The 12,058-nt window shown below is 42.9% G+C and carries 13 protein-coding genes; 7 read left to right on the top strand and 6 right to left on the bottom strand.

What is annotated here, in order from left to right:
* The first annotated feature begins 108 nt into the window (after positions 1-108).
* The 3 genes from Q0R52_RS05065 (at position 109) to Q0R52_RS05055 (ending at position 2,893) form a co-directional block, all read left to right on the top strand.
* Positions 109-969, top strand: coding sequence for a UbiA-like polyprenyltransferase (locus Q0R52_RS05065; protein ID WP_295792740.1), 861 nt, complete (start codon positions 109-111; stop codon positions 967-969).
* 197 nt (positions 970-1,166) lie between these two features.
* Positions 1,167-1,778 (top strand): Crp/Fnr family transcriptional regulator, encoded by a 612-nt coding sequence (locus Q0R52_RS05060; RefSeq protein WP_295792738.1) that lies wholly within the window; start codon positions 1,167-1,169, stop codon positions 1,776-1,778.
* 182 nt (positions 1,779-1,960) lie between these two features.
* Positions 1,961-2,893 carry an NAD-dependent epimerase/dehydratase family protein gene (locus tag Q0R52_RS05055; RefSeq protein WP_295792737.1) on the top strand — a complete coding sequence of 311 codons (933 nt, stop codon included), beginning with the start codon at positions 1,961-1,963 and terminating at the stop codon, positions 2,891-2,893.
* A gap of 60 nt (positions 2,894-2,953) precedes the next feature.
* Here the strand turns inward: Q0R52_RS05055 and Q0R52_RS05050 are convergent, their stop codons facing one another.
* Positions 2,954-3,172, bottom strand: coding sequence for an MbcA/ParS/Xre antitoxin family protein (locus Q0R52_RS05050; protein WP_295792736.1), 219 nt, complete (start codon positions 3,170-3,172; stop codon positions 2,954-2,956).
* Between the two features lie 137 nt (positions 3,173-3,309).
* Here Q0R52_RS05050 and Q0R52_RS05045 point away from each other — a divergent pair, with 137 nt between their 5' ends.
* Together Q0R52_RS05045 and Q0R52_RS05040 are read left to right on the top strand one after the other, a co-directional pair.
* Complete coding sequence (locus Q0R52_RS05045) at positions 3,310-5,010, top strand: M3 family oligoendopeptidase (protein WP_295792735.1); 1,701 nt, start codon at positions 3,310-3,312, stop codon at positions 5,008-5,010.
* A gap of 265 nt (positions 5,011-5,275) precedes the next feature.
* Positions 5,276-5,938, top strand: a complete 663-nt coding sequence (locus tag Q0R52_RS05040) for a hypothetical protein (protein ID WP_295792732.1) — start codon at positions 5,276-5,278, stop codon at positions 5,936-5,938.
* Between the two features lie 89 nt (positions 5,939-6,027).
* Here Q0R52_RS05040 and Q0R52_RS05035 read toward each other — a convergent pair whose 3' ends face one another.
* A complete protein-coding gene (locus tag Q0R52_RS05035) occupies positions 6,028-6,687 on the bottom strand; it encodes a phosphatase PAP2 family protein (protein WP_295792731.1) in 660 nt (219 codons plus the stop codon).
* 79 nt (positions 6,688-6,766) lie between these two features.
* Here Q0R52_RS05035 and Q0R52_RS05030 point away from each other — a divergent pair, with 79 nt between their 5' ends.
* Positions 6,767-8,470 carry an amino acid permease gene (locus tag Q0R52_RS05030; RefSeq protein ID WP_295792729.1) on the top strand — a complete coding sequence of 568 codons (1,704 nt, stop codon included), beginning with the start codon at positions 6,767-6,769 and terminating at the stop codon, positions 8,468-8,470.
* 2 nt (positions 8,471-8,472) lie between these two features.
* Here Q0R52_RS05030 and Q0R52_RS05025 read toward each other — a convergent pair whose 3' ends face one another.
* The gene (locus tag Q0R52_RS05025) at positions 8,473-8,931 is read right to left on the bottom strand and encodes a hypothetical protein (protein ID WP_295792728.1); all 459 of its coding nucleotides are present in this window, start codon (positions 8,929-8,931) and stop codon (positions 8,473-8,475) included.
* Between the two features lie 69 nt (positions 8,932-9,000).
* Between Q0R52_RS05025 and Q0R52_RS05020 the strand changes: the two genes are divergently transcribed.
* A complete protein-coding gene (locus Q0R52_RS05020; protein ID WP_295792727.1) occupies positions 9,001-9,483 on the top strand; it encodes an ABC transporter ATPase in 483 nt (160 codons plus the stop codon).
* A 52-nt stretch (positions 9,484-9,535) separates the two neighbouring features.
* Here the strand turns inward: Q0R52_RS05020 and Q0R52_RS05015 are convergent, their stop codons facing one another.
* The 3 genes from Q0R52_RS05015 to Q0R52_RS05005 are packed head-to-tail and all read right to left on the bottom strand — an operon-like array spanning position 9,536 to position 12,039.
* Positions 9,536-10,288, bottom strand: coding sequence for a LytTR family transcriptional regulator DNA-binding domain-containing protein (locus Q0R52_RS05015; RefSeq protein ID WP_295792725.1), 753 nt, complete (start codon positions 10,286-10,288; stop codon positions 9,536-9,538).
* Positions 10,278-11,342 carry a histidine kinase gene (locus tag Q0R52_RS05010; RefSeq protein WP_295792724.1) on the bottom strand — a complete coding sequence of 355 codons (1,065 nt, stop codon included), beginning with the start codon at positions 11,340-11,342 and terminating at the stop codon, positions 10,278-10,280. The genes Q0R52_RS05015 and Q0R52_RS05010 overlap by 11 nt, the downstream gene beginning before the upstream one ends.
* Before the next feature lie 55 nt (positions 11,343-11,397).
* A complete protein-coding gene (locus Q0R52_RS05005; protein WP_295792723.1) occupies positions 11,398-12,039 on the bottom strand; it encodes a hypothetical protein in 642 nt (213 codons plus the stop codon).
* Positions 12,040-12,058: the final 19 nt, after the last annotated feature.

Raw genomic sequence — 12,058 nt, 5'->3', positions numbered from 1 at the left:
TCAACTTGTCATTGCGAGGTACGAAGCAACCGCGAACTTTGCATAGCGCTCTGTATAGCATGCGGTTGCTTCGTACCTCGCAATGACAAAGAGGCTTAGTTTAGATACATGAAAAAGTACCTGTCATTAGTTACGTTTACGCACACCATTTTTGCAATGCCATTTGCCTTTATCGGCTATTTTTTGGCAGTTACTACCACCAGTTTCCGGTTTGACTGGGAGAAACTGGTGATGATGATTTTGTGCATGGTGTTTGCGCGCAACTCGGCCATGGCTTTTAACAGGTACCTGGACAGGGACATCGACTCAAAAAACCCGCGCACCAAACAGCGGGATATACCATCAGGACGGATAAGCCCAACATCGGCTTTAACATTTACGATAGTTAACTGCCTCCTGTTTATAATTACTACGTGGTTTATAAATAATTTGTGCTTTTACCTTTCGCCGGTGGCATTGCTGGTGGTGTTGGGTTATAGCGCCACCAAACGGTTTACAGCACTTTGTCACCTGGTGCTGGGTTTGGGTTTATCGCTGGCGCCAATTGGGGCGTATTTAGTTATTACGGGGCAATTTGCTTTAACGCCGCTGTTTTTCTCGTTCGCAGTTTTGTGCTGGGTAAGCGGCTTCGATATCATCTATGCGTTGCAGGATGAAGATTTCGACCGCAGCGAAAACCTGCACTCTATACCCGCCTGGCTGGGTAAGGTAAATGCCTTAAGGTTGTCTACCTTTTTGCATGTGCTGTCGGCCTTGTTTGTTATTGCGCCTGCATTTTTAACGCCGGTTGGGTTTGGATATCTGTATTACGCAGGTATTGTATTTTTCTGCGCGATGCTTATTTACCAGCATTTACTGGTTAAACCTAACGATTTAAGCCGTGTTAACTTTGCATTTATGACTACTAATGGCATTGCAAGCGTGGTATTTGCGGTGTTCTTTTTGCTGGACAGGCTTTGGATTAGGTAGTCCATACCAGTCCGTTATGCCGAATTTATTTCGGCACCCCATTAGAAAGGTAGTCACGCGCGAAGTAATGCTTGCAATGCGTAGCGCAGACACAGCATGTGAGGTGCTGAAACAAGTTCAGCATGACGTTTTTTTTTAATTTGCTTTGATAAGTATTCGCACATCCGCACATTTGCATATCCGCACATCAAAAACCTATGGATGAACTAAAAGCACAAGCCATCTTCCGCGAACAACTTAAAAAGTACGTTGACTTTAACGAGGCTGAATGGATAGTTTTTGCGCCATACTTGTCATTCGTCACCCTGAAAAAGAAAAAAAACTTTATCGAACCCGGCACTGTGTGTAAAGATGTTGGCTTTATTGTGAAAGGCTCGGTGCGGTATTTTCATGTTAAAGACGGCGAGGAAATTACCGGTTATTTTAGCTTCGAAAACGAATATGTAAGCTCGTATAAAAGCTTCCTCACGCAAACGCCATCGGTGCATTATATCCAGGCACTCGAGGATACCGACCTGATAACCATCACCCAAAAAAACATGCAGGCCATGCTGGCAAACCCCATGCTTGGCTACAAGATGGAACGCTTCGGGAGGCTGCTGGCCGAGCATTACTTAATTTGCTACGAAGACCGCGTTTCATCCTTCATCACCAAAACACCCGAAGAACGTTACCTCGACCTCCTAAGCATAAGCACCGGTCGCGAAATACTGCAACGCATGCCGCAGCATTACATAGCCCATTTTTTGGGAATCACACCCGTTTCGCTATCCCGAATCAGGAGAAGGATCATGGTTGAATCTAAATAGGGAATTTCGGAAGTCGGATGTTCGATTTCGGAATTGAAAATTTTAGTAAACCTGACTTCTTCGCCCTTCAAATAAATCCGACATCGGAAATCCGACTTCCGAAATTAACAAATCCTTATCTTTTGTTAACGTTTTCGCCTGTAAACTACCTGTACCTTTGATTAAATCAAAAACGAAACATTATGCACACTATATTAGGAGCCGGCGGCGCAGTAGCAAATGCACTTACCCGCGAATTAGAAAACATTAACGAAACCATCCGTTTGGTTAGCCGTAAACCAATTGAAAGCAACAACAAAAACGTAAGCTGGAGAAAGGCGGACCTGCTTAATTATGATGAACTGATAGCAGCCTCAAAAGGTTCGACAGTTATTTATCTTACTGCAGGATTGGTTTATGATAAAAAAGTTTGGGCTGCCCAATGGCCGGTTGTTATGGACAATTTTATCAGGCTGGGTAAAGAAACCGGCGCACGCCTGATATTTTTCGACAACGTGTATATGTACGGCCTTGTTGACGGACCAATGAAAGAAGATACACCCTACAAGCCAAGCAGCGTTAAGGGCAGCATCCGCGCCAAAATTGCCGATAAGCTAATGGCCGAGGCCAAAGCCGGCAACATCCGCGCCAGCATAGCCCGTGGCGCCGACTTTTACGGCACCGACAACATGAACAGCTTTGTAGATATGATGGTGCTTGATAAATTCGCCAAAAAACAGTCCGCACAATGGATTGGCAACCCCAACAAACTGCACAACTTTAGCTATATCCCGGATATGGGCAAAGGCATGTTTTTATTGGGGCAGCACCCCGAAAGCGATAACCAAATATGGCATATGCCAACTGCCCCCGCCATTACCGGCAAACAGTTTATAGAAATGGCCGCCCGCATTTATGGCGTTGCACCAAAATATATGGCGATAAATAAAATTATGCTTTGGCTTACCGGTCTGTTCCAAAAAGTGGTAATGGGCGTTGTGGAAATGTATTACCAGTTTAACCACAATTATATTTTCGATTCATCGAAATTTGAGAAGGCCTTTAAGTTTAAACCCACAAGTTATGAGGATGGGTTGAAGGTGGTGTCGGAGACGTTGTATAAGAAGAGTCAGTAAAGACGGGAAAGTCATTAAAGACCGAAAAGTCGGGAAAGACAGAAATTTTGGTAGATACCTTCAGGCGTTATCTCCGTAAGCTATTCCAGTCAATCGGTCATCAATGTACTTAATACCTTCGGCGGTATTTATAAATTCAATCGGTGCTTTTTTATCAAAAAAGAAGTTAATAGTGTTTAACCATCGCTTAAATCCTTGTTCGGTACTAAACACTTCGATACTATGTTTTAGTAAATTAGTAGGGATGCCTTGTAGTGAATCGAATTTAGTGACAGTCATAAGATAAATTTAGAAAATTAGATTGTAATTTTTATAACTCATCAAAACATTTCTGCACTAATTCCTTTGATTATCATCCGCACATCCGCACATTTGCATATCCGCACATTAAACGTGCATCTGCAAATAAAATACACATGATCCACAAAAAAACACGCACTTATATACCCGAAGGCTTCGAGATTAAATGGGAAAGCCTGGAACCCCTTTATACCGAACTACGCGACCGCGAAATAAATTCAGTACAGGAACTTGAAAAATGGCTGCATGACCGCAGCGAAGTTGAAGCCGCTTTAGAGGAGGACTTTGCGTGGCGCTATATCCGCATGACCTGCGATACAAACAGCGAAGAACTGCTGCAAAAGTTCCAATATTTCGCTACCGAGATCGAACCCAAAATAGCACCTTATAGCAATGAACTGAACAAAAAACTGGTGGCCAGCGACTACTTTGATCAACTTGATCACGATAAATATTTTATTTACTTGCGCGGCGTAAAAAAATCGCTGGAACTTTTTAGGGAAGAGAACATACCATTGCAAACCGAGATACAGGTTGAACAGCAAAAATACCAGTCGATAACTGGCTCTATGTCGGTGCATATTGGCGAGAAGGAATTTACTTTGGAGCAAGCTTCGGTATTTTTAAAAGACACCGACCGCGCCAAAAGGCAGGAAGTTTGGGAAAAAATAACCGAGCGCCGCCTACAGGATAAAGACAAGCTTGACAGGCTTTTTGATAAGCTGCGCGAACTAAGGCACAAAGTTGCACTTAACGCCGATTTTGAAAACTTCAGGGATTATATGTTCCAGGCGCTGGGCAGGTTTGACTATACTCCGCAGGATTGCTACGCATTTCATGAAGCCATTGAAAAAGAGATAGTGCCCATACTGCGCGAACAGGCCGAAAAACGTAAAGAGGCTTTAAACTTAAAATCACTGAAGCCGTGGGATATGGATGTTGATATATCAGGCAAACCGGCGTTAAAACCATTTAACAGCGGCGAAGAGTTGATTGAAAAATCAATCCAATGCTTCAGCAACATCAACCGCTATTTGGGCGAGCGGCTGGAGATTATGAAGGATAATAACCTGTTTGATGTGGAGAGCCGTAAAGGCAAGGCTCCAGGCGGTTATAACTATCCTTTATCAGAAACCGGCGCCCCGTTTATTTTCATGAATTCGGCCAATACTTTCCGCGACCTGACCACTATGGTACACGAAGGCGGCCATGCAGTACATACTTTCCTGACTGCCGATTTGGAGCTGAACGACTTTAAGCATTGCCCAAGCGAGGTTGCCGAACTGGCCTCGATGAGCATGGAACTGATATCGATGGATAACTGGGATGTTTACTTTGATAACGAAGAAGACCTTAAACGCGCCAAACGCGACCAGCTTTTTGATGTTTTGAAAACATTGCCCTGGGTAGCGGTTGTCGACCAGTTTCAACATTGGATATACACCAACCCTAACCATACCGATGCCCAGCGTACCGAGGCCTGGAAACAAATTTATGAACCATTTGGTGCAGGCTTTGCCGACTGGAGCGGGCACAAGCAAGCCGAGAAAAATCTGTGGCAAAAACAGCTGCACATTTTCGAGGTGCCGTTTTATTACATTGAATATGGCATGGCCCAGCTTGGCGCAATTGCGGTTTGGAAAAACTACAAGGAAAACCCCGAAAAAGGTTTACAGCAATATTTGGACGCCCTGAAGCTTGGCTACACCAAAACCATTAAAGAAATTTACGAAACCGCAGGTATTAAATTTGATTTTAGCGCTGCCTATGTAAAGGAATTGGCGGAGTTTGTGAAGGGGGAGATGGATAAGCTATAACTGAGACTAATAATAAATTAAAAAGCGGTTGCCCGGTAAAGGTGGCCGCTTTTTTTGTGTGCTCGAATTTGTTAATTGAAATCGATGAATAGAGCTATTAAAGGGGAATTGGCCTCGCAAATTACATCGTTTAGCTGATGTGATTTATTTGATCAATTATTATAATCACCTCTAAAATAGCACAATGTGTCACTTAAATATCATTTCACAGCTACAATAACTTATATAATTCAAACCAATTGGCTTTTTATGAGTTTAATAGGATATGAAAAAGATATTATTAAGTTTCGCCCTTATATTATATGTTATAACGGCGTTTAGCCAGGTAAAACTTCAGTCTGTAAAGATAGATAGCCTCGTTACAGTTAGTTTGCCTGTCGGCTATCAGAAAAAAGATACATTAGGCCAGCATATTTATTCAGCCAACGCATCATATGGTTTTATGACTGTGATTGCTGCACCTAACGAAAAAAATAATACACCCCTAAAAAAGGAAGCCGACCTTAACGAAGTGTTGAAAAAATACATCGCCAGCATACAGGGCCAGTCGGGTGCTTATTCAAGTGCGATCCGCCAACGGGATACCACTATCGGAACATTAAAGGCCAAATTATTTACCTTGAAAAATGATGACGGTACAGGCAATCTTCAGATGGTAAACTTTACGTTACTGTACACCCAGGACGTAACCTATACTTTTGAATATGTATACCCCGATTTAAGAAAAGAATTGGTGAAAGACGAATACAAAGCATTCGCATCGTCAATTAAATTATCGCCACAATTGCAGCGTAACGACCAATATTTATCAAACGCCAAAGGCCTGTCGCCCGTGCTTAAAGTTGCCATTTTTGGTGGCGGCGCAATTGTGCTGGTGTTGATAATTGTTACGATAGTACGAAGAAGAAAGAAGCTTTCGTTAAGCTAATTTGATTTCGGATTCGGAAAAAATATATAGTCCTAAGTAAGTATTCTTTGTTGCCCGTCATATTTGATTGTCGACTTCAGACTACCGGCTTAGGACTTTTTCAATAATCCCCTGTTCCATTTAGGCGAGTGAATGAATTGTTTGCTATCGATATAGCTTATCCACCATATCGTCAAAACCACCCCAAGCGCCGAACCTACGGTAACATCCTCAAAGAAATGTTCGCTCAGGTACATCCGCGAATAGCCTACTGCTATGGCCACAAGAAAGAGCAGCCAACCCCAGTTTTTATTTTTTAAAAGGTAGGTAACCAGTAATGCTGTTGAAAAAGCGGTTACCGTATGCCCCGAAGGAAAGCTGTAGTATTTGAGCAGGTAAACATCTTTTACCTGGTGTATCCGGCTAAGTTCATCCTGGTAAAGCAAAGCTGGCCGCGATGCGTCGGCAATATATTTTACAATTTGTACTGAAAGTGAAGTTATTGCGTAGGTAGTGGCCATTAAGAAGGCGGTACGGTAATTAAATAATACCAATATGGCCGATAGGGCTATTATTGTCCACCCGTTGCCCAGGTCGGTTATATAAGGTGCAATTTGGTCGGCAAAATCGGAGTATTGCCCGTTTACAGCAAAATATATTTGGTGTTTGGTAAACAGCAGCTTAATAATTACGCACGCCGCCATTAAAATAAGATAAGGTATAAAAAATGGCCTTGCTTGTTTTAAAACATCATTTATTCCTATCTTCATCGTGCAAAATAAGCATATACTTATTGAATAAAGAAAAAATGGTTATGTTTACAAGGCTGACCGTAATAATTAATAACTGATGTCGAAAAGTTTATTCCGTAAAAAAAATATCCATAAAATATTGGCCGATGTAGCAAGCGGTTTTAGCGATGCAGAACATTCAGGCCATTTAAAAAAAGAACTTACCGTAAAAGATTTAACCCTGATGGGCATAGCCGCCGTAGTTGGGGCGGGGATATTTTCTACCATCGGCCTGGCATCGTTTAATGGCGGCCCCGGCGTAACCATCCTTTTTGTACTAACCGCGGTAACCTGCGGTTTTTCGGCTTTATGCTATGCCGAATTTGCATCACGGATACCGGTTGCAGGCAGTGCTTACACCTACGCTTATGCATCGTTTGGCGAATTAATCGCATGGATTATTGGTTGGGATTTGCTAATGGAATACGCCATAGGCAATATAGCTGTAGCCATATCATGGAGTACCTATTTTGTAAACCTGCTGGAAGGTTTCCACATCCATATGCCGGAATACCTGACGATGGACTATTTTACCGCATTTAAAGCGCATGAGCAGGTGCAAACGTTAATAGCCGCACACAAACTTACTGAAATTACAGACACTCTTAAACAAGGCGCCATAGCATGGGCCAACGCACCCGGTTTTGGCGGCTTCAGGCTTATTGCTAATTTACCCGCATTGCTAATTGTTGTTGCAATTACTTACCTGGTTTACATAGGCATTCGTGAAACCAAGAAAGCCACCAACGCCATGGTTTTTTTAAAGATAGCGATTGTGCTGGTTGTGATAGCGGTCGGCTTCTTTTACGTTACACCCGCCAATTGGCACCCTTTTATGCCTAACGGTTTTGGCGGGGTGATGAAGGGGGTTTCGGGCGTGTTTTTTGCCTACATAGGGTTTGACGCGATATCAACCACGGCCGAGGAATGCCAGAACCCGCAAAAGGATTTGCCCAAGGGGATGATTTACTCGCTTATTATTTGTACGGTGCTTTACATTTTAATAGCCCTGGTGCTTACCGGCATGGTGAGCTATAAAGAATTAGCCGTTGGCGACCCATTAGCTTATGTGTTTACCAAGCTGCACTTAACCATGCTAAGCGGTATTATATCGTTCAGCGCTGTAATAGCGACTGCCAGCGTGTTGTTGATATTTCAATTAGGGCAGCCACGCATATGGATGAGCATGAGCCGTGATGGTTTGTTGCCAAAAGCATTTTCGAGGATTCACCCTAAATATCGTACTCCATCGTTTGCAACTATTGTAACCGGCTTTGTAGTGGCTATACCGGCATTGTTTATGAACCTTACCGAGGTTACCGACTTAACAAGCATCGGAACGTTGTTTGCCTTTGTGCTGGTTTGCGGCGGGGTGTTATTACTGCCAAGAGAGGCCGCGCAAAAAGGAAAATTCCATTTGCCTTATATCAATTCAAAGTATATTGTGCCTGTTATATTTGTGGTCTGCGCATATTTTACGAGGGATTATGTTTGGAATATGTTCACCGGCAAAAACGCACACGAAAATTTCCCATTCTTTTTGTTTATTATCCTGTCGGCGGTATTAACCGTAATGGCTGTTGTTAAAAACTTATCGTTAATACCGGTGCTTGGCTTGCTAAGTTGTTTTTATTTGATGACGGAGCTGGGGTATACCAACTGGCTTAGGTTTTTAATATGGCTGGTAATTGGACTGGTAATCTATTTTACTTACAGCTATAGCCATAGTGTGCTAGGGAAAGAAAAGGCCCACGAAAGCTAGGCTTATAGCCCTTTTCCCTTAAAAAAATTAAAGGCCTCTCGTAAACTATCAAGTCGCTCGGGTTCCATATTTCTTACCGGAACGTTGAGCACTGTTGTCATCGAATCTACATCACCTTTGCGGTCGTTGCGGGTTTGTACGATGATGTCGTCGGCCACGGTTTTTAATTGCAGGGTGCCGGCTACTGTGCTGCCGAAATAATCGATATCATTAAGCTGGTGCAGGTTAAAGGAGTAGTATTCCTCTTTGCCTTTCGCATAGGTTTTGCGCAAACGGATAAAGGAGTCGCTGGTTACGGTGAACTCGAATTTCTTTAGTTTGGTATCGGGCACCGGGTTGTATGCCTGCATCAGGCACTTGTTCGTCCACAAAAGCCAGTCCTGCTCATTCATGCCGCTTTTAAAGCTGCAGATGGCGGTTATCGCACAAATTACGACTGCAAATAGTCCTATTTTCTTCATTTTACAAACTCCTGATGTTAACCCGTCAACAAAAATAATTTCTAAGTTAATAAATGCATAGTTTTGTACATGCATTTTTCAGAAAATTCGAGAGTTTGGGTTTATCAAAGCGACAGGGAACTAACTGATAACGAAGCCCTGCAAATAAAAGTATTGCTCGACAACTTTACCACCGGCTGGACGGCGCACAACAACCAGTTAAAAGCCAAAGCCGAAATAAGGTATAACCGCTTCATAGTTTTAATTGTAGATGAAAGCCAGGCAGGCGCCAGCGGCTGCTCGATTGATAAATCGGTGCATTTTATGCAGCAGATTGAGGCACAGTTTGGTATCAATTTGTTCGACAGGTTTAACCTGGCCTACCGCCAGGGCAGTGAAGTTCTGTCGGCTCCACGGGCCCAATTTGAAGAACTGCTAAAGCAAGGTGACATTAACACCGATACCATTGTGTTTAATAACCTGGTGCAAAATTTAACCGAGCTTGAGAACAAATGGGAAGTGCCATTTAAGAATAGCTGGCACATACAGTTGTTTGGAAATTTGGTGGCCTAAGAGTTCATATTTGATGGTTCATAGTTCATGGCAGAATGCGTTGGGTTTTGGTTTATAGCCCCAACCTTGTTTTAAGTTCATCGCCGTATGACCGGCCTGAGGTTATCCTTGATTCGGCTGTGTTATTCATCACAAAAATAAAAGCGCCATTAAAACCTTTCCTTATTTCTTTTATGTGCTCTGTGTTTATAATGGCGCCCCTGTGGATGCGGATAAACTGTTCAGGCAGTTTCTCTTCCAGTGCCGATAAGGTGTATTCGGTCAAATGCTTTTTACCATCGGCAGTATGCAGGAAAACGTATTTGTCTTCTGCTTCAATATAAATAATGTCGGCAAGTTTAATCAGTAGTATTTTGTCACCTATTTTAACGGTGAGGGTTTTGCTGATGGTTTTTATTTGTAACTGCCGCATTAATTCCTGCAGCGGAAGCGGCGCAGGCGCAGCCCTAAACTGGTGCAGTTTTTTTATGGTTTTTTCAAGGCGTTCCTTTTCTACCGGCTTTAACAGGTAATCTATCGACCCTTCTTCAAAAGCTTTTATGGCATACTGGTCGTAAGCTGTGGTGAATACTACCCTTGGCGGCTGGGCCAGTTTTGCGAGCATTTCGAAGCCGTTTAATACGGGCATTTCTATATCCAGGAAAACCAGATCGGGCTTTAGGCTATTAATTAGAGATAAACCTTCGGCGCCGTTTTCAGCTTCGTCAATTATATCAAATTCGTCGTAGCTTTTTAGCAGGCGCTTTAAACGTTGGCGTGCAAGCTCCTCGTCGTCAATAATTATCGTTTTCCAGTTAGCGCTCATTTTTATTGGGTATTATAATCTTTATACTCTTTTCGGGCACATTGCTGATTTTTATCTCGTAACCCCCGCCATAAAGCAATTCTAACTTATCATAAGTGCTTTGCAGCCCGTAGCCAATATTCAACTCATCAGGGAAAGGTATGCCATTGTCGGCAACGGTTACAACAAGGTTTTTTCCATCGCCGGTAATGTCTACGCTCAAGCGTCCGCCCACGGTAGAATCTTTCAAGCCATGTTTAAGGGCGTTTTCAACCAGTGGTTGCACCAGGAAACGTGGCAGCAGCCTATCTTCTATACCGGGGGCAACATTCAGGCTGAAGTTTATCCGTTTGCCAAAACGTATTTTTTCGATATCCAGGTAGGTATTCAATATTTCAATTTCCTCTTTTACCGTAGCAAAACTTTCTTGCATGGAGTTGATGCTGTACCTGAAAAGCTTTGAAAGTTTAAGCGTCATGTCTTCGGCCTTATCCGGGTCCTCGTGTATCAGGCTGGCGATAGAATTAAGCGCATTATATAAAAAATGCGGGTTTATTTTTGATTGCAGCGTTTGCAGTTCGGCCTGGGTTTTAAGCTGGTTTACTTTTGCAAGGTCGAGTTCTTTTGCTTTTAGCAACGATTGCATGTTCATTTGTTGTGCCTTGTATAACAGCAGCAGCGAGCTCACTATAATTACTATAAAAGCATTAAATCTGTAATCGGCCAGGTCATCTTTAAAGCAAAAGCGTTTGTTAAATACCCACCGCATAACAAGGTGCGAGATCTCTGTGCCAATAAACATGCCCACCAGGCAGCAGCAATAAAACCCCGCAACAAATTTCCAGAAGACCGTTGTTTTGGGTTTAAAAAAGCATTCGTAAATAAATACGCTGTTAGTTATGCTAAGCGTTATGGTGCAACTGAAAAGCACATTGATAAAAGCATTTTGCCACGAAAAGCCATCATATACGCCGTGCAATACGGTTAATATAATACCTACGGCCAACCCAATGCTCCCATATTTCAGGTTGGCCCGCAGCAAATTATCCTCTTTAAAACCTATTTCAGTGTCCATCGTGGTTGTTAAATAAACATGGCATAAATTACAAATTTTAATTTAGCTATCGGGCTTAATTACATTGCTGCAATAATACCTGGCAACGATGTGCGCCCCATGCAGGCTCAAATCCCGATGTCTTTTGATTTTTATACTTATCGGCGGCTGTTGTTAAAAGGCCTCTAGCGTTTGCCTTGCCGCCTCCAAATGCTTCAGGGGTATAAAATGTATCCTGCCCCTTCACCAGGTAGGCGCGCGGGTTTTCAGGGTCGATTGCTGATGCTTTGTCCAGCAGCGCATTTGCTTTTGGTATCATCGACATAGCCCTTTGCTGCGAAAATACCGACATCTTCATAAACGTTATATAGCCTTCCAAAACTAACACCTCGCTATTGGCAGGTTTTATGGCATCCGCTTTTTCGGCATAGCTCATGGCTTTATCGTACAGGGCGTCTTTAGTATCATTGTCCTGCTTACCCATTATGGCCACGTGGAGGTTGCAAAAGGCAGCATAATATTGCGGCAGCCATTGTTTTGTTTCGGCGGCAGCAACCCGTTCAAAAAAGTTTGCTGCGCTTGTAAATTGCTCTGGTGTGTTGGCGCTGTCAACCAGGGCCATACCTTTTTGCATGGCGGCGGTGTACTTATCGGCGCTTTGTGCCTTAACCGCAAATGTGATGATCAAGAGTGCGAAGCATAATTTTAGAGTTTTCATTTTTTTTTGATTTTATGGG

The sequence above is a fragment of the Mucilaginibacter sp. genome, from assembly GCF_025359345.1.
Taxonomy (GTDB): Bacteria; Bacteroidota; Bacteroidia; order Sphingobacteriales; family Sphingobacteriaceae; genus Mucilaginibacter.
The sequence above is the reverse complement of the archived record's forward strand: the minus strand, read 5'-3'. Positions and strand labels throughout refer to the sequence as shown.

Bases quoted from the DNA above. Each gene is read 5' to 3' on its own strand.
- Q0R52_RS05045 (WP_295792735.1), top strand. From the start codon at position 3,310: ATGATCCACAAAAAAACACGCACTTATATACCCGAAGGCTTCGAGATT.
- Q0R52_RS05020 (WP_295792727.1), top strand. From the start codon at position 9,001: ATGCATTTTTCAGAAAATTCGAGAGTTTGGGTTTATCAAAGCGACAGG.
- Q0R52_RS05030 (WP_295792729.1), top strand. From the start codon at position 6,767: ATGTCGAAAAGTTTATTCCGTAAAAAAAATATCCATAAAATATTGGCC.
- Q0R52_RS05015 (WP_295792725.1), bottom strand. From the start codon at position 10,288: ATGAGCGCTAACTGGAAAACGATAATTATTGACGACGAGGAGCTTGCA.
- Q0R52_RS05050 (WP_295792736.1), bottom strand. From the start codon at position 3,172: ATGACTGTCACTAAATTCGATTCACTACAAGGCATCCCTACTAATTTA.
- Q0R52_RS05005 (WP_295792723.1), bottom strand. From the start codon at position 12,039: ATGAAAACTCTAAAATTATGCTTCGCACTCTTGATCATCACATTTGCG.
- Q0R52_RS05010 (WP_295792724.1), bottom strand. From the start codon at position 11,342: ATGGACACTGAAATAGGTTTTAAAGAGGATAATTTGCTGCGGGCCAAC.
- Q0R52_RS05055 (WP_295792737.1), top strand. From the start codon at position 1,961: ATGCACACTATATTAGGAGCCGGCGGCGCAGTAGCAAATGCACTTACC.
- Q0R52_RS05060 (WP_295792738.1), top strand. From the start codon at position 1,167: ATGGATGAACTAAAAGCACAAGCCATCTTCCGCGAACAACTTAAAAAG.
- Q0R52_RS05035 (WP_295792731.1), bottom strand. From the start codon at position 6,687: ATGAAGATAGGAATAAATGATGTTTTAAAACAAGCAAGGCCATTTTTT.
- Q0R52_RS05025 (WP_295792728.1), bottom strand. From the start codon at position 8,931: ATGAAGAAAATAGGACTATTTGCAGTCGTAATTTGTGCGATAACCGCC.
- Q0R52_RS05040 (WP_295792732.1), top strand. From the start codon at position 5,276: ATGAAAAAGATATTATTAAGTTTCGCCCTTATATTATATGTTATAACG.
- Q0R52_RS05065 (WP_295792740.1), top strand. From the start codon at position 109: ATGAAAAAGTACCTGTCATTAGTTACGTTTACGCACACCATTTTTGCA.